This is a genomic window from Bradyrhizobium sp. CCBAU 11361 (genome assembly GCF_028128935.1).
GTDB lineage: Bacteria > Pseudomonadota > Alphaproteobacteria > Rhizobiales > Xanthobacteraceae > Bradyrhizobium > Bradyrhizobium niftali.
In genome coordinates, this window is the sequence record NZ_LBJZ01000198.1 from 190,584 (window position 1) to 207,444 (window position 16,861).

At 65.2% G+C, this 16,861-nt stretch carries 9 protein-coding genes; 2 read left to right on the top strand and 7 right to left on the bottom strand.

Annotated features, from left to right (window positions below):
* Nucleotides 1-6: 6 nt before the first annotated feature.
* Nucleotides 7-171, bottom strand: coding sequence for a DUF3309 family protein (locus XI08_RS40750; protein WP_007595743.1), 165 nt, complete (start codon nt 169-171; stop codon nt 7-9).
* 180 nt (nt 172-351) lie between these two features.
* On the opposite strand from XI08_RS40750, the gene XI08_RS40755 reads away from it, so the two are divergent.
* The gene (locus XI08_RS40755; protein ID WP_271578764.1) at nt 352-669 is read left to right on the top strand and encodes a polyhydroxyalkanoic acid system family protein; all 318 of its coding nucleotides are present in this window, start codon (nt 352-354) and stop codon (nt 667-669) included.
* Between the two features lie 3 nt (nt 670-672).
* Here the strand turns inward: XI08_RS40755 and treY are convergent, their stop codons facing one another.
* From treY to XI08_RS40785, 6 genes are read right to left on the bottom strand one after another with little or no spacing between them, the layout of a single operon-like run.
* Entirely contained in the window at nt 673-3,456 is a 2,784-nt protein-coding gene (gene treY / locus XI08_RS40760) for a malto-oligosyltrehalose synthase (protein WP_271578765.1), read from the bottom strand.
* Between the two features lies 1 nt (nt 3,457).
* On the bottom strand, nt 3,458-5,209 hold the full coding sequence (gene treZ / locus XI08_RS40765) for a malto-oligosyltrehalose trehalohydrolase (RefSeq protein WP_271578766.1): 1,752 nt from the start codon (nt 5,207-5,209) through the stop codon (nt 3,458-3,460).
* The gene (gene glgX, locus XI08_RS40770; RefSeq protein WP_271578767.1) at nt 5,206-7,284 is read right to left on the bottom strand and encodes a glycogen debranching protein GlgX; all 2,079 of its coding nucleotides are present in this window, start codon (nt 7,282-7,284) and stop codon (nt 5,206-5,208) included. Before glgX ends, treZ begins: the two co-directional genes overlap by 4 nt.
* Before the next feature lie 3 nt (nt 7,285-7,287).
* A complete protein-coding gene (gene glgB, locus XI08_RS40775; protein WP_271578768.1) occupies nt 7,288-9,435 on the bottom strand; it encodes a 1,4-alpha-glucan branching protein GlgB in 2,148 nt (715 codons plus the stop codon).
* Nucleotides 9,428-12,718 (bottom strand): maltose alpha-D-glucosyltransferase, encoded by a 3,291-nt coding sequence (gene treS / locus XI08_RS40780; RefSeq protein ID WP_271578769.1) that lies wholly within the window; start codon nt 12,716-12,718, stop codon nt 9,428-9,430. The genes glgB and treS overlap by 8 nt, the downstream gene beginning before the upstream one ends.
* Nucleotides 12,719-12,730: 12 nt before the next feature.
* Nucleotides 12,731-14,677, bottom strand: coding sequence for a maltotransferase domain-containing protein (locus XI08_RS40785; protein ID WP_271578770.1), 1,947 nt, complete (start codon nt 14,675-14,677; stop codon nt 12,731-12,733).
* Nucleotides 14,678-14,881: 204 nt separating this feature from the next.
* On the opposite strand from XI08_RS40785, the gene malQ reads away from it, so the two are divergent.
* Complete coding sequence (gene malQ, locus XI08_RS40790) at nt 14,882-16,843, top strand: 4-alpha-glucanotransferase (protein WP_271578771.1); 1,962 nt, start codon at nt 14,882-14,884, stop codon at nt 16,841-16,843.
* Nucleotides 16,844-16,861: the final 18 nt, after the last annotated feature.

Sequence of the window (16,861 nt, forward strand, 5' to 3'; positions counted from 1 at the left end):
TAGTGGCTAGATCCGTCCCAACAGCAGCAGGATCAGCAGGATGACGATGACGAGCCCGAGGCCGCCGCCGCCGTAATAGCCGGTACCGTAGAACGGCCCGCCGCCGATGCCGCTGAAGCCGCCGAGCAGGGCGATGACCAAAATGATCAGAATGATCGTACCGATAGACATGCTAGTCTCCTCCAGCCCTTTGTTGAAAGGGTCGTTGCACCTGTCCCTTGGTGCGGGGGCAACTTGCCGCAGGTTTTAAAGTTCCGGTTGTGAAACGGGGCGACAGGTGCAAGCTGCATGGAACCTTTGCCGCTCGGGCCGGCATGATGAAGTGAGATTCAATCAGCGCAGGGCAAGGCCATGTCAGCACCGCTTGTCGTTTCAATTCCCCATCGTCTCGGCCGCGAGGAAGCGGTGCGCCGGCTCAAGACCGGGCTTGGCCGCGCGGCGGCGAGCATTCCCGTGATGCAGGTCGAGGAGGAGCGCTGGAGCGGCGACAGCATGAGTTTTCGCATCCGTGCGCTCGGGCAGATTGCCACCGGCCAGGTCGACGTCGCCGACGACCAGGTCAAGGTGCAGGTCGTGCTGCCCTGGCTGTTGCAGCGCTTTGCCGAGATGGCGCAGGCGACTATCCGCAAGCGCGGGCAGTTGCTGCTGACCAAGGACCAGGGAAAGTGAGTTTCAGGCGCGCACGCGCTGCCGCGCAGGCCTGATGGCGCCCGCTGTGCGGGCCTCGATGACGGCCGCGGGAAAATCGCGGAAAGCCTGCGCGACCAGCAGTTCGTTGCCCGCAAGTCCCGGTGCGGTGTAGCCGGTGATGTCGATGGTGGCGTCAAAATCGTCGAGTGCGGGCCATTCCCGGCCGCCTTGCGTGAATGGCGCGAACAGCCGCCCAACCACGACGATCGCCGCAGCGCGGTCGTGGCGACGGGCGAAAGCGATGACATGATCGGCGTGCGCGCCATGGACCTCCAGCGACTGGTAGTCGCCTTGCGCAAAAACGCCGGCGAGCTCGTTGCGCAGCTTGAGAAGGTGCCGCGTCCAGGCCAGCTTGATGCGGCCATCCGGCCAGGCCTTGATCAGGCTGCTCCAGTCCGGACCGGACAGCGAACCCAGCGCCGTATCCCGCGCGGAAAAATCCACCGGACGGCGATTGTCGGGATCGACCAGCGACAGATCCCAGAATTCGGTGCCCTGGTAGAAATCCGGGACGCCCGGCAGCGTTGCCTTGAGGGTGAGCTGGCTCAGCGAGTTCAACGCGCCGAGCAGCGCGACGCGGCGCGCCAGGGTTTGCAGTGCCCCCAGGAATTCGCCCGACTGCGCAGGATCGAGGATCTTCGCGACGAAGTCTCGTAGTCCGGTCTCGTAGATCTCGTGGGGATTGAGCCAGCTCGTCTCTTCCTTGCCCTCGCGCGCGGCCTTCAGCGCGTAGGCCTGGATGCGCTCGACGAAACCCGCATCCGCTGGGCTCTGAAGCGGCCAGGCGCCAAGCAGCGTCTGGTAGAGCATGTATTCGAACGTTGCCGACGGCGCGCGCAGATTGCCGTGGAGCGCGAGGTGCGGTGCGTTCAGCACTTTCCAGCGTGAAACCGCGCTGGTCCATTCGCCGGGGATTTCGCTGAGTGCTGCGATCCTGGCGCGGGCGTCCTCGCCGCGCTTGGTATCGTGGGTGGCGGTTGCCGTCATCCCCTGCGGCCACTCCCTGGCGCGCGCTCGCATGGCCTCGTGGAAGGCGGGAATGGTAAGGCCGGTGCTGGCGGGATCGCCGCCGACCTCGTTCAGCGCAAGCAGCCGGTGGAATTGGTAGAACGCGGTGTCCTCCAGCGATTTCGCCATCACCGGCCCGGTGAATTGCTGCACCTTCAGCGCGAAGCGGCGCACGCGTGGGGCGCTGTGCGGGGGCCGGCCGGGCTTGAGCAGGTCCATGGTCAGGGCATCGCGCAGGAAGTCGAAAATGCCCTCGTCGGCGGCGAACCACTCGGCACGGGCACGCGCGATGGTGTCCTCGATCAGCTTGCGATCGTGCGCGGCCGGCGCGCTGGTCGTGAGATAGGTACGATAGACCGGGAAATGCAGCACGTAGAGCTCGAGCGCCTGCCGCAGGCTGTCAGCCGAGAAGTCGCGGGTCGAGTAATGCCCGTTGGCGATGCGCGCGAGCAGGCGCGTCAGCACGATGAATTCGCTGGTGAGCAGCGTCTCCAGCACCCGCCGCTTGGCCTCCTTGACGTAAGGCGCAAGCCGCGGTGGGCGATTGCTGACTTGCCGCCAGGTCTCGTCCAGCGCTTCCAGCCCCTTGGCGTCGACCAGCACTTGCGTGATGACGTTCATCCACTCATAGCCGGTGGTGCCCTGGACGCCGGCGAAATGCGGCAGGCGCTCGTGCTCGCACAGGATCTTTTCGATCACGGTGTAGAACGGCTTGGTGTTGCCTTGCGCGTCGCGCACCAGCCGGCGCAGCCGCTGGCAGTACTGGGCGGGATCGCGCAGGCCGTCGACGTGATCGAGACGGATGCCGTGCAGCTTGCCGTCGGCAACGAGCTGCTTCACCAGCCGATGCGTGGCAGCGAACGTGCCGGGGTCCTCGACGCGCAGGCCGGCGAGCCCGTTGACGTCGAAGAAGCGGCGGTAGTTGATGTCGCTGGAGGCGAGCCGCCAGTGGCCGAGCTTGTAGTGCTGGCGTTCCAGCAGATGATGCAGCGCCAGCGTCTGCGCCGGACGGTCCTTGGCCGCACGATAGGCGGCGAGGCCGCGCGCGATGATGGCCGCGTCCGCGATCTCCTTCAGCTCCGCCTTGAAGCCGGGGGCTTCCTTGCGGTTGGGCCGGCGCAGGCCGGTGTAGCGGGCCGCGAGCGCGAGCAGGCGCTTGCCGGCCTCCGTCTCGGCGGCATCGGCTTCCTTCACGAACATCCGCAGCATTTCGCCATAGCGCTCCGGGGCGATCGGCAGGCGATGCTCGAAATACCAGGCGGAAAGGCTGCCTTCCCCGGCATCGTAGCGCAGCTCGATGTCGCCGCGCTCCAGCGCCTCGCCATAGGACGAGCCGAGGATCGGCAGCAGCACGCCGCCGCGGGCGCGGTGGGGCAGCAGATCCCAGTCGATATCGAAGGCGACCGCGTGCGGCGAGGTCGGTCCCCATTCCAGCACGTCCAGCCACCAGGGATTGTCGGCAAAATGCACGCCGACATGGTTCGGCACGAAGTCGATGATGAGGCCGAGGTCGTTCTGCCTGAGAGCCTCGCTCAGCCGCGCAAAGCCGGCCTCGCCGCCGAGCTCCGGATTGAACTGGCTGTGATCGACGGTGTCGTAGCCGTGCGTCGAGCCCTTGCGCGCCTTCATCACCGGCGAGGCATAGAGGTGCGTGATTCCGAGCGATTTGAGATAAGGCACCACCGCGGCAGCCTTGTCGAAGTCGAAATCGGCGGTGAGCTGAAGCCGGTAGGTCGCGAGAGGAATGGCCGGAGGCATGTCAACCTCCGAGGCGCCAGACCACCGACCAGGGCGGAAGCCGATCGCCGGCCGCGCCGCCCCAGATCGGCGTGCCCGCGCTGTCAGTGGCAATGATCTCGTGATCCGAGAGATTGGCGACGAGACGCAACGTCGTGCCGTCACCCATGCGCCAATGCGCACGGAGCAGGCCGCTGTCGGCCGCCTCGGCGTCGCCGAAGCTCGCGCCTTTCAGTCGCGGCATGATCTCCTTGCGGCGGAGCGCGAGCAGGTCACGGACCAGCGCAAGTCGTGCGTCCTGCTCAGGCGTGCGGCCGCTCCAATCGAGCACGGCCGACAATGGCGTTGCCGGATCGAGCGGGTCGGGCACCTCGTCGCCGTATTTCTCATAAGCCCAGGCATATTCCTGCCTGCGTCCTTTGCGCACGGCGTCGGCCAGCCCGCCCTGGAAGTCGCAGAAGAACGGGAAGGGGACCTTCGAGCCCCATTCCTCGCCCTGAAACAGCATCGGCACCATCGGCGCCAGCAGCGTGACCGCGAGCGCGGCTTCGATCTGCCGCGGTGATGCCAGGCTTTCGAGCCGGTCGCCGAGCGGACGGTTGCCGATCTGGTCGTGGTTTTGCAGGAAGTTGACGAAGGTCGCCGGCGGCAGCTCGCGGCTCGGCTCGCCGCGCGGCTTCTTGCCCCAGAACTCCGAGATCTCGCCCTGGTAGACGAAGCCCGAGGCGAGCGCGCGTGCGAGATCCATGCGCGGCGTCTGGTAGTCGGCGTAATAACCGGCGAGCTCGCCGGTCAGCATCACATGCCAGACGTGGTGATAGTCGTCGTTCCACTGCGCGCGATATTTGCCGTTCGGCGGCTCCTGCGCGGCGTCGAGCAGGCTGGCGCGGTTGTCGCCGTTCTCCAGCACGAGATGGATGTGCCGTCCCGTGGCCTTGGCAAGCTCGCCGGCGGCGACGCTGAGGTCTTGCAGCATCGACTGCTCGCCGGGCATTGCCATGATGTGGTTGGCGGCATCGAGCCGCAGGCCGTCGAAACGATAGTCGCTGAGCCAGGACAGCGCATTCTCGACCGCAAAGGCTCGCGCCTGCGGCACGCGATAGTCGATGGCGCTGCCCCAGGGCGTGTGCGCGTCGGTGAAGAAGCTCGGCGCATAGCGGCCGAGGTAATTCCCTTCGGGGCCGAAATGATTGTAGACGACGTCGAGGAACACCATCAGCCCGCGCAGATGCGCCTCGTCGATCAGCGTCTTCAGGTCCTCGGGACGGCCATAGGCGCTGTCGGGCGCATACCACAACACGCCGTCATAGCCCCAGCCACGGCGGCCGGCGAAATCGGCCAGCGGCATCAGTTCAAGCGCCGTGATGCCGGTTGCTGTGAGATGATCGAGCCTGTCGATCATGGCGCGGTAGGTACCCTCCCGCGTGAAGGTGCCGACATGGCTCTCGATCAACACCGTCTCTTCCCATGGACGGCCACGCCAGTCGCGCGCGCGCCAGGCGAAGGCGTCATGATCGATCACCTCGCTCGGGCCGAACACGTCCTCGGGCTGGAAGGCGGAGGCCGGATCGGGCACGTCGATCTCGTCGTCGATCCTGAATTTGTAGGGACTGCCGGCGGTCAGGCCGGCGATCTCGGCCACATACCAGCCGTCCTGCCGGCGCTGCATCGCGTGCCTTCGGTCGAGCAGGAGATCGACGCGACGTGCGCCGGGAGCCCACAGGCGGAACGACACGCCGTCCTTCGTCGGCCTCGCGCCGAAGGATGGCCTCATGGCGCCCCCGCGAAGGCGAGCACGGAGCGCGGCGGCGCCTTGCTGTCGCTCCCTGGCGGGAAGTCGATCGTGTTCAGCTTGGCATTGGTCGTGTTGAGGATCTGCTGCCAGCTCTTGTATTCGGTCATCTTGGGCAATTTGAATGCGATTTCTTCGGGGGCGGCGTTCAGTACGATAAAGATCGCGGCCCCGCCCGGTTCCATCGGCCCCATCACATAGGAGAGGAACCGCCCTTCCGGGAATTTCCAGTCGTTCTCCGTCATCTCTTCCCCGGCAGGCGTCAGCCACAATGCGCCGTAGGAGAGGCCGTCCTTGGGCCGGCCGTCGAGCCAGCGATGGCTGCGAAGCTGCGAGAAGCGGCGGCGGATGTCGGCGAGATCGGCGACGAAATCGACCATGTCGTCGCCGTCCTTGCCGAGATTGCCCCAGCCGACCCATCCGACCTCGTTGTCCTGGCAATAGGCGTTGTTGTTGCCGGACTGCGAATTGCCGACCTCGTCGCCGGCGAGAAGCAGGGGAACGCCCTGCGCCAGCATCAGGCAGGCCAGCACGTTCTTGCGAAGCTGGCGGCGCAAGCCGAGAATCGCGGGATCGTCGGTCGGCCCTTCGACACCGCAATTGTTGCTGTGGTTGTCGTTGGAGCCGTCGCGATTGTCCTCGCCATTGGCCTCGTTGTGCTTCTCGTTGTAGCTGAAGAGGTCGGCCAGCGTGAAACCGTCATGCACGGTGATGTGGTTGATGCTGGCGCGCGGCCGCCGGCCGTCGTGGTTGAACAGGTCGGATGATGCCGTCATGCGGCTGGAGATGTCGCCGATCAGGCTGCCTTCGCCGCTCCAGTAGCGGCGCATGGCGCTGCGATAGCGGTCATTCCACTCCGACCATTGCGAGGGAAACGCGCCGACCTGGTAGCCGCCGAGGCCGAGGTCCCACGGCTCGGCGACGAGCTTGACGGCGGCCAGCACCGGATCCTGCCGGATCGCGGTCAAGAGCGAGCTGCCGCGATCAAATCCGTTCGGCCCGCGCGCGAGCGTCGTGGCGAGGTCGAAGCGGAAGCCGTCGACATGACAGACCTCGACCCAGTAGCGCAGGGAATCCATCACCATCTGCAGCACGCGCGGATGGGTGAGGTTCACCGACGAGCCGCAGCCGGTGAAATCGTCGTAATAGCGCGGGTTCTCGCGGTTCAGCCAGTAATAGGAGGCGTTGTCGATGCCGCGATAGCACAGCGTCGGGCCGAGGTGATTGCCTTCGGCGGTGTGGTTGTAGACGACGTCGAGCATCACCTCGATGCCGGCATCGTGCAGGCGCGCGACCGTGGTGCGGAAGGAATCGAGTGCGTTGTCCTGGGCGTAGCGCGGCTCGGGCGCGAAGAAGGACAGCGTGTTGTAGCCCCAGTAATTGGCGAGCTTCTTCTCCACCAATATGCGGTCGTCGACGAAACTGTGGATCGGCAGCAGCTCGACCGTGGTGACGCCAAGCTTCTTCAGATGCTCGATCATCGCCGGCGAGGACAGGCCGCCATAGGTGCCGCGCAAATTCGGCGGAACGTCGTCGCGCTTCTGCGTCAGGCCCTTGACGTGGGCCTCATAGATGATCGTGTCTTCCCAGGCGATGTTGGGGCGGATCTCGCGCCGGCCCCAGTTGAAGGTCTCGTCGACCACGACGGCCTTGGGCATGCCGCGCGCATTGTCGCGCCGGTCGAAGGACAGGTCCTCGCGCGGGCTGCCGGTGCGGTAGGCGAAATGCGCATCGCTCCAGACCAGCCGTCCGGCGAGCCGCTTGGCATAGGGATCGAGCAGCAGCTTGTTGGCGTTGAAGCGGTGGCCGTGCTCGGGCTCGTAGGGGCCGTGCACGCGATAGCCGTAGAGCTGGCCGGGCGAGACGTCGTTGAGATAACCGTGCCAGACGTCCTCGGTCCTTTCCGGCAATTCGATGCGCTCGAGCTCGCGTCGGCCCTGCGTGTCGAACAGGCAGAGCTCGACCTTCTGTGCGTTGGCCGAGAACAGCGCGAAGTTGGTGCCGCGTCCGTCCCAGCTTGCGCCGAGGCGTGCGGGCGATCCAGCAGTCAGGCGCATCGGTCAGCTTTCCGGAACGAGGAAGATCGCGGCGAGCGGCGGGATGGTGAGGCGGAGCTCGGGCGTCTTGCCGTCAACGGCATGAACCTCGCCGATGTTCCCGACATTGCTGCCGCCATAATGGGCGGAGTCCGAGTTGAATACCTCTTTCCACTTGCCGGCAAAGGGCACGCGAACGCGATAGTTGCGATAGACGTTGGGGGAGAAGTTGACGATCACCAGACAGCGCGCGTGCGCGTCGATCCCCTTGCGCAGCCAGGCGAACACGTTGCGGTTGGCGTCATCGGTGATCAGCCATTCGAAACCGGCCTGGTCGCAGTCCATCTGATGCAGCGCCGGCACCGCGCGATAGAGCCGGTTGAGATCGCGGATCAGCGCCTGGATGCCGGAATGATACTTGTATTCGAGCAGGTGCCAGTCGAGCGACTGGTCGTGATTCCATTCGCCGCTTTGCGCGATCTCGGCGCCCATGAACAGCAGCTTCTTGCCGGGATGGCCGAACATGAAGCTGTAATAGGCGCGCAGATTCGCAAAGCGCTGCCATTCGTCGCCGGGCATGCGGCCGAGGATCGAGCGCTTGCCGTGCACGACCTCGTCATGCGACAGCGGCAGGATGAAGTTTTCCGAGAAGGCGTAGTGCAGGCCGAACAGGATCTCACCGTGATGATGCTTGCGGTGAATGGGATCCTTGCTGATGTAGTTCAGCGTGTCGTGCATCCAGCCCATGTTCCACTTGTAGCCGAAGCCGAGCCCGCCGAATTCGACCGGGCGCGAGACCTGCGGCCACGCCGTGGATTCTTCTGCCGCCGTGGTCGCCTGCGGAAAGCGGGCGAACAGTTCGGTGTTGAAGCGGCGCAGGAAATCGATCGCCTCGATGTTCTCCCGTCCGCCATACTGGTTCGGAATCCAGGCGCCGGGCGGACGGCTGTAGTCGAGATAGAGCATGGACGCCACGGCATCGACACGCAGGCCGTCGATCGCGTAGCGCTCCAGCCAGAACAGTGCGTTCGACACCAGGAAGTTCGTCACTTCGGTGCGGCCGTAATTGTAGATCAGCGTGCCCCAGTCGAGGTGCCGGCCCTGGAGCGGGTTGGCGTGCTCGTAGAGCGAGGTGCCGTCGAAGCTGCCGAGCCCGTGCGGATCGTCCGGGAAGTGACCGGGCACCCAGTCGAGCAGCACGGCGACGCCTTCGCGATGGCAGGCGTCGACCAGCGCGGCAAAATCCTCCGGCGTGCCGAACCGGCTGGTCGGCGCATAGAGGCCGGTCGGCTGATAACCCCAGGAGCCGTCGAACGGGTGCTCGCTGACGGGGAGGAATTCGAGATGGGTGAAGCCCATGTCGCGGGCATAGGCCGGCAGCTGCTCGGCCAGCTCACGGTAGGTGAGCCATTCATTATCGCCCTTGCGCCGCCACGAGCCGAGATGGACCTCGTAGATCGACATCGGCGCCGACAGCGCATTGACGCCATCAGGCGCCGGGCGCGGCCGCGGCAGGTGCGCCTCGTCGAACACGATGGAGGCCGTCTTCGGCCGCACCTCGCTCGCAAACGCCAGCGGATCGGATTTCAGCGGCAGCAGATGGCCATGCGGGCCGATGACCTCGAACTTGTAGTGATCGCCGTTCTTCGCATGCGGAATGAACAATTCCCAATAGCCGGCACCGCGCACCCGCATGGGATGGCGCCGACCGTCCCAGAAATTGAAGTCGCCGACCACCGACACGCGACGCGCATTCGGCGCCAGCACGACGAAGCCGATGCCGTCGATGCCTTCGAGCCGCATCGGATGCGCGCCGAGCTTGTCGTAGAGGCGTTGATGGGTGCCTTCGCCGAGCAGATAGAGGTCGAAATCGGTCAGGATCGGCGGAAAGCGGTAGGCGTCCTCGAACTCGACGACGTCGTCGCCGAATTTGGCGCGCAGCTGGTAGTGCTTCGAGCCGTTCGGCAAGGCGCCGACGAACAGGCCTGCGTCGTGGACGCGGTCGAGCCGGGCGACCTCGCCGTGCTCGCCGACCGCCTCGACATTGGAGGCCTCGGGCAGAAAGGCGCGCACCACGCTCTTGCCGCCCTCGGGATGCAGCCCGAGATAGTGGAAGGGGTCGGCGTGGCGGCCCTCGATGATCGCGTAGGCCTCGGCTGGCAGTTTAGGCATGGGCTTCGCTCTCGGCATTGGACAGAATGCGAAGCAGTCCGGTCAGCGGCGCATGGAGCCCCTCAGGCCGGTGGGACAGCTCGTACTCTACTTCGTCGAACGCTTGATCAAGCAGGAAAAACCTTAACAGGCCTTCCGCGGACTGCGGAGCTTCCGGCCACAATCGCCGATCGGTCACGGCCTCGCGATAGGCGGACAGGAAGGTCGTGGTGGCGCGCACGCGCCATTCGGCGAGCGCGGCCACAAGCCGGCTCTGCTCGTCGGTACCTCCTGAAAGGGCTCGGCCAAGCGCCGCGTTAACCGAAAGATGGATCGAGCGGATCAGGCCGGCGACGTCGCGGGCGGCCGGCGCCTTGCGCCGCCTGTCGGCCACCGGCAGACGCGGATCGCCGTCGAAGTCGATGATGAAAATATCGTCCTTCACGATCAGAATTTGCCCGAGCCGGAAGTCGCCATGATGACGGATGTTCAACCCGTCGATGTCGGATGGCAAGAGAGCATTCAGGCGGTCCGGCAGGCTCGAGCGCACCGCCGTGAGCTGGTCGATCAGCGGCCGGTCCGCTTCCCGCAGGCCGTCGCGGCTGTCGGCCAGTCGCTCGAAAACCCGCTCGGCGCGTGCCTTGAGGTCGGAGACCCAGTGTTTGACGTGGGCGGAGCCGATCGGCTCCGGAGCGAGTTCATCGGGCGTTGCCGCAGCCAGCGCGACATGCAGCTCGGCGAGGCGCCGGCCGATCTGCGCGATGAAGTGCAGGTAGGGCGCCTGCTCCTGGGTCTCGCGCGGCGCCTCGCCCGCCGACCAGACGCGCTGCTCATCGATATAGCGGTCGAGATAGCCGGTGGTCACCGCCCAGCCGTCGCCCTGGTTCTCGACATAGGCGTGCAGCACGCCGAGTGCGCTGCGCTGATCGCCCTCGACCAGCTCGACGCTGCCGAGCAGCGCCGGCGTATTGGCAAAGCGGGCGGTCTCGGTGAGGTAGCGGCCGATCTCGATCTCGGGATTGGTGCCTCCTTCGAGCTGGCGATAGATCTTGGCGACGTATTGGTTGTCGACCAGCGCGGTGCTGTTCGCCTGCTCGATCGCGCGGATGCGTCCGGGCTCCTTGATGGTGTAATCGGCGAACCGGCTGGTCGCCTTGAACTCGAGCCGCAGATTGTTCTCTTCCACCACCAGGTTCTGCGACAGGTTGCGCAGGAACAGGCCAATGAAGATCTGGTCGGTCGCGACGTCGAGCAGCGTGCCTTCGCGCGCACCCTGGCGCACGGCGGCGAGCGCCCTCGGATTGAAGCGCTCGCGGTCGAAGCGCACCCACTCGATCTGTAACGGCATCACGTAGCGTGTCGCCACGTCCTCCTTGGTCTCGAAGAACGCGATCCAGGGCCGGTTGTCACCGATGTCGCAGAACGGCACCGCCGAGGTCAGCGCGGTCTTGATTTGCTTGGGATTGTGCTCGGGATACCACCGCGTCCGTGACAAGAATCCCGGCAGCACGTCGCGTTCGAACACGCCGCGCTCGCGGGCGAGAGAAACCCAGTTCGAATTCACCGGTACGACCAGCGTCTCGAACTCCGGCACCGCGCGCGACGTCACCGGCTCGGACTTGTCGCGCTCCATGAGCTGGAACCAGTAGAAGCCGTACGGCCCCAGCGTGATCATGTAGGGCAGCTCGCCGATCGCCGGGAAGCGGGTGCGGCCGAGCATCTCCTGCGGGACGCGGTCCTTCCACGGCGTCAGGTCGAGCTCGGTCGCCTGCGCCGCCCGCGAGAGGTTGGCAACGCAGAGGATCACCTCGTCGCCATATTGCCGGACATAGGCCAGCACGGCGCGGTTGGCGGGGCGGATGAAGGTCATGGTGCCGCGGCCGAAGGCGAGCGTCGATTTGCGCACCGAGATCAGCCGCTTGGTGGCGCTGAGCAGCGACGACAGGCTGCGCGACTGCGCCTCCACGTTCACCGATTCATAGCCGTAGACCGGATCCATGATCAACGGCGCGTAGAGACGGGCCGGGTCGCAGCGCGAGAATCCGCCGTTGCGGTCCGGGCTCCACTGCATCGGCGTGCGCACGCCGTTGCGGTCGCCGAGATAGATGTTGTCGCCCATGCCGATCTCGTCGCCGTAATAGATGATCGGCGTGCCGGGGAACGACAGCAGGAGCGAGTTCATCAGCTCGATCTTGCGGCGGTCGTTGTCCATCAGCGGCGCGAGGCGCCGGCGGATGCCGACATTGATGCGGGCGCGCGGATCGTTGGCGTAGGTGGTCCAGAGATAGTCGCGCTCGACGTCGGTGACCATTTCCAGCGTCAGCTCGTCGTGGTTGCGCAGGAACAGCGCCCATTGGCAGCTTGCCGGAATGTCCGGCGTCTGGCGCAGGATGTCGGTGATCGGGAAGCGGTCCTCCTGCGCGATCGCCATGTAGATGCGCGGCATCAGCGGGAAGTGGTAGGCCATGTGGCACTCGTCGCCACGACCGAAATATTCCTGCACGTCCTCCGGCCATTGATTGGCCTCGGCCAGCAGCAGCTTGCCCTTGGAGTAGGAATCCAGCTCCTGGCGCAGACGCTTGATGATTGCATGCGTCTCCGGGAGGTTCTCGTTCGAGGTGCCCTCGCGCTCGCAGAGATATGGAATGGCATCCAGCCGGAAGCCGTCGACGCCGGCGTCCAGCCAGCGCTTCATCACCTGGATGAGGGCGCTGACCACGCGCGGATTGTCGAAATTGAGGTCCGGCTGGTGTGAGAAGAAGCGGTGCCAGTAGAACGCTCCGGCCTCGTGATCCCAGGTCCAGTTCGACTTTTCCGTGTCGGTGAAGATGATGCGCGTGCCCTGGTATTTCTGGTCGGTGTCGCTCCAGACATACCAGTTGCGGGCGCTCGAGCCAGGATGGCTGCGGCGCGCGCGCTTGAACCATTTGTGCTGGTCCGAGGTGTGGTTGACGACGAGCTCGGTGATGACGCGCAAGCCGCGCTTCTGCGCTTCCTGGATGAAGCGCTTGAAGTCCTTCATCGTTCCGAAATCGGGATTGACCGAGCCGTAGTCCGCGATGTCGTAGCCGTCGTCGCGCCCGGGCGAAGGATAGAACGGCAGCAGCCACAGCGCGGTGACGCCGAGCTCCTGGAGATAGGGCAGCTTCTCGGTCAGGCCGGCGAAGTCGCCGATGCCGTCATTGTTGCTGTCGGCAAACGCCTTGACGTGGAGCTGGTAGATGATGGCGTCCTTGTACCAGAGCTCATCCACGACCTCGGCAGCCTCAATCTTCTTGGTGTCGACGGAAGACAGAACATTCATGGCGCTCAGCCTTTACGCCAGGCAGCGGAACAGCAATGCCGGATCGCGGTCGGGATCGATACGCAACCTGATCCCGCCCCATTCGATGCGGGACTGTTCGCCGGTGAGGAGATTTTCGAGGGCGGTGACGTGGCGGCGCTCGCCGCCGACGTCGATGGTGAGGTCGCCGAGCGGCAACCAGAATTCGCGCGCATGGCGCGAGAGTGCGATGGCGGCAACGACGGTGTTGGCCGGGTCGGTCGCTTCCTTGACGAAGGCGATTGTCTCGCCGTCCTCGATGCCGAGAAACCGCAAGTTCGCCGTCTGCTGGAGCGCCGCATTGTCGTTGCGGATGCGGTTGAGCCCGGTGATGTAAGGCTTGATGTTGCCGGGCTTGTCCCAGTCGCGCTGCTTGATCTGGTACTTCTCGGAATCGAGATATTCCTCATGGCCGGGGACGGCTTCGTGCTCGAGCAATTCGAAGCCGCTATAGATTCCGTAATTGCCCGACAGCGTCGCGGCCAGCGCGAGCCGTGACTTGAAGGCCCAGGCTTCGCCGCTCTGCAGATGATAGGGCAGCAGGTCGGGCGTGTTCACGAACAGGTTCGGGCGATAGAAGTCGCGTTTGGGATAACGCGTCAGCTCGCCGAGATATTGCTCCAGCTCCCACCTCGAGGTGCGCCAGGGGAAATAGGTGAAGGACTGCGCGAAGCCGAGCTTGGCGAGGCCTTTCATCAGTTTCGGCCGTGCAAACGTCTTGGAAAACAGGATCACCTCGGGATGTCGGCGGCGGATATCGCGGATCAGCCACTCCCAGAACGGAAGCGGCGCGGTATCGTGATTGTCGATGGCGAACATGGTGACACCATGGTCGATCCAGAACAGCATGGCGTCGCGGAACGCGTTCCACAGCCCGGCCCGGTCGACCGAGGCGAAATCGGGGATGACGATGTCCGAATAGGGGTCATCCGCCGTCCGTACCGAACGGTCGGGCCGCCATTTGAACCATTCCGGATGCTGCCTCAGCCAGGGATGGTCCGGCGAGCATTGCACGGCGAAGTCGAGCGCAAGCTCGAGGCCGTATTCGAGGCAGGTCGCGACCAGCGCGCGGAAATCCTCGATGGTGCCGAGCTCGGGATGCAGCGCGTCGTGTCCGCCCTCGGCGGCGCCGATCGCATAGGGCGAGCCGGGTTCGCCCTCGGTGGCGACCGGTGAATTGTTGCGGCCCTTGCGCCTGTTATGCCCGATCGGGTGGACCGGCGTGAAGTAGAGCACGTCAAAGCCCATCGCGGCGATATCGGGCACGCGCGCGATGCAGTCGCGCAGCGTGCCGTGCCGGCCGGCGATCCGGCTCTGGCTGCGCGGCATCATCTGATACCAGGCGCCAAAGCGCGCCTTGTCGCGGTCGGCGATCAGCGGGAAGGGCGGCGAGCGGGTGAGGTCGGGCCGCAACTGGCTCTCGGCCATGGCGTTGCCGAGCTCGGTTGAAAGCAGCGGGGTGACATCGCCGGTCTGAAGATAGTCCTCGCATTGTCTGACGATCACCGCCGCGGCGTCTTGCGGCGCGCCATGCGCCTTGGTCAGGAGCCCGGCGCCCTCGATGGCGTCGAGGCTGACATCGGCGCCGGACAGTTGCTTGCGCGCGACCGCGTGAGACCAGGTCGCGAACTCGTCGGTCCAGGCTTCGATCGCGTAGACATATTGGCCGGGCTCGACGGGCGTGAACGCGCCGGACCACCGGTCATTGCCGTGATGGATCATCGGCTCGCTCCGCCATTCCCGGTCCTGCTCGCGACGCCAGATCAGCGCAGCGCCGATCACGGCCTCGCCATCGCGGTAGATGTCGGCCCACACCTCGACGCGCTCGCCCGCGATCCGCTTCACGGCGAAGCGGCCGCCGTCGATCAAGGGATAGACGTCTTCGATGAGGAAAGCGCTGCCGGCTGCGGCACTTTCGACAGTTTGAATTGTCTTGTTCACGGTGATGCCATTGACAAGAAAGCAGGGCCCGTTTCCCTTGCCGGGAACCTACGCTTGATACCTATATAGAAAGCCGCTTGTGTGTCATTAGTTCCCCCTGGGAACGGCAGGCCCGGTTCGTGAGTTACCCCTGACTAACGTCTTCCGCCACCTCGTTAAAATCCCCGCCCCCGGCCAAACAATGGCCTGCAAGCTGCGTGCCGAATGGATCTTTTAGCTCAAGCCCAGATCAAGGGTGTTCAGTCCGAATTCGTCGACGCCCTCGGAAAGCTGCGGGTCACCGATCCCGTGGCTCTCAAATCCATCCTCGACGCCCTGCCTGAGAAGCGGGTCTATCGCTTCGTCAGCGGGCCCGTTGTGGTTCGCGCCCTGGGACATCCGCGGACGGAGTTGGCGGCCATCGGCGCGCCGCCGCTGCAATGGAAGATCGCCGGCAACGGCAATGTGATCGCGCGAGGCGAGACGCGCGAGCCTGTCATCGCCTGGCCCGACGGCCTGCCGCTCGGCTATCACCGCTTGACGCTGACCGATGCCGAAGGCGTGACCGAAGAGGTGCCGATGATCGTGGCGCCCGAGCGCGCCTTCGGCGGCGATTTCGACCGCGGCTGGGTGCTCGCCGTGCAGCTCTACAGCGTCCGGTCGGACCGCAACTGGGGCATCGGCGATTTCACCGACCTCGCCGATCTCGTCCGGCTCGCAAAACAGCTGGGGGCCGACGGCGTCGGCCTCAATCCGCTGCACGTGTTGTTCGACGACCACCCGGCCGATTGCAGCCCCTATTCGCCGAACAGCCGGCTGTTTCTCAATCCGCTCTACATCGACGTCGAGGCGATCCCGGAATATTCCCCGGACCTCGTCCCCGACGCGGCTGCGACCGCCGCGCGGCTGCGCGAAGGCGACCGTGTGCCATATGCGGATATGGCGGCGCTGAAATGGCTGGCCTTGCGCGCTGCCTTCAACAGCTTCGTGACGAGCGCGAGCGGTGTCCGCCGCAACCAGTTCGACGCCTTCCGCGCGGATCGCGCGCCGCTGTTGTCCCGTTTTGCCTGCTTCGAGGTGCTGCGGCATCGCTTCACCGGGCCGTGGTGGGAATGGCCGCCCGAGTGGCGGCAGCCGGACGCGACAAAATGCGCCGAGCTGCGCAACGGGCCTGACAAGCGCGAGGTCGAGTTCGTCGAATTCGTACAGTGGACCGCCGATAGCCAATTGCATGCGGCCAAGGAGCTGGCCAGCCAGCTCGGCATGCGGGTCGGGCTCTATCTCGACGTTGCCGTCGGCGTGCAGTCCAACGGCTTCGATGCCTGGAACGAGCAGACGGCGATTTCGCGCCATCTCGCGGTCGGCGCGCCGCCGGACGTGCTCAACACCGTCGGCCAGGACTGGGGCCTTGCCGGCTTCAACGCCGGCGGCTTGGAGGCGCAATCCTTCGTGCCATTCGCCGACATGCTGGCGGCCTCGATGCGTCATGCCGGCGCCATCCGGATCGATCACGTGCTCGGGCTGAAGCGGCTCTATCTCGTGCCGCGCGGCTTCAAGCCCGACAACGGCGCCTATGTGCAGATGCCGTTCGAGGCGCTGCTGGGCGCGGTCGCGCGCGAGAGCGCGGCCCATAAATGCATCGTGATCGGCGAGGACCTTGGCACGGTGCCGGAAGGTTTCCGCGAGACCATGCAGGATTTCGGCATCTGGTCCTACCTCGTCATGATGTTCGAGCGCGACGATGCCGGCCACTTCCGCAACATCGACTATTACCGGCCGAACGCGCTGGTGACGCTGAACACGCACGACCTCTGCACCTATGCGGGTTGGCGCTCCTTCAGCGATCTCAAGATGAAGCTGTCGCTCGGGCTCGATCCCGGCGAAAACGACCAGGCGCGCTGGGATGCGCTCGGCAGGCTCGACGAGATCCTGCGCCAGAACGGCATCAACGCCAACGATCTCTATTCGGTGCTCGCCTTCCTGTCGCGCACGCCCTCGCGGCTGCTCGCGGTGTCCATGGAGGATCTCTTGGGTGTGATCGACCAGCCAAACATCCCCGGCACGATCGACGAACACCCGAATTGGCGCCAGCGCCTCCCGGTTACGCTCGACAAGATCGCCGCCAAGGTTAATCTTGCGGCTTTGAAGGCTGCGACGCGGGAACGTTCACTGTCCGGCGGGAGTTGACGCGCCGGAATTTTCTCG

Excerpts from the sequence above, each read along its gene's own strand:
- glgB (WP_271578768.1), bottom strand. The coding sequence starts at position 9,435 with ATGCCTAAACTGCCAGCCGAGGCCTACGCGATCATCGAGGGCCGCCAC.
- XI08_RS40755 (WP_271578764.1), top strand. The coding sequence starts at position 352 with ATGTCAGCACCGCTTGTCGTTTCAATTCCCCATCGTCTCGGCCGCGAG.
- XI08_RS40750 (WP_007595743.1), bottom strand. The coding sequence starts at position 171 with ATGTCTATCGGTACGATCATTCTGATCATTTTGGTCATCGCCCTGCTC.
- treY (WP_271578765.1), bottom strand. The coding sequence starts at position 3,456 with ATGCCTCCGGCCATTCCTCTCGCGACCTACCGGCTTCAGCTCACCGCC.
- treZ (WP_271578766.1), bottom strand. The coding sequence starts at position 5,209 with ATGAGGCCATCCTTCGGCGCGAGGCCGACGAAGGACGGCGTGTCGTTC.
- glgX (WP_271578767.1), bottom strand. The coding sequence starts at position 7,284 with ATGCGCCTGACTGCTGGATCGCCCGCACGCCTCGGCGCAAGCTGGGAC.
- treS (WP_271578769.1), bottom strand. The coding sequence starts at position 12,718 with ATGAATGTTCTGTCTTCCGTCGACACCAAGAAGATTGAGGCTGCCGAG.
- malQ (WP_271578771.1), top strand. The coding sequence starts at position 14,882 with ATGGATCTTTTAGCTCAAGCCCAGATCAAGGGTGTTCAGTCCGAATTC.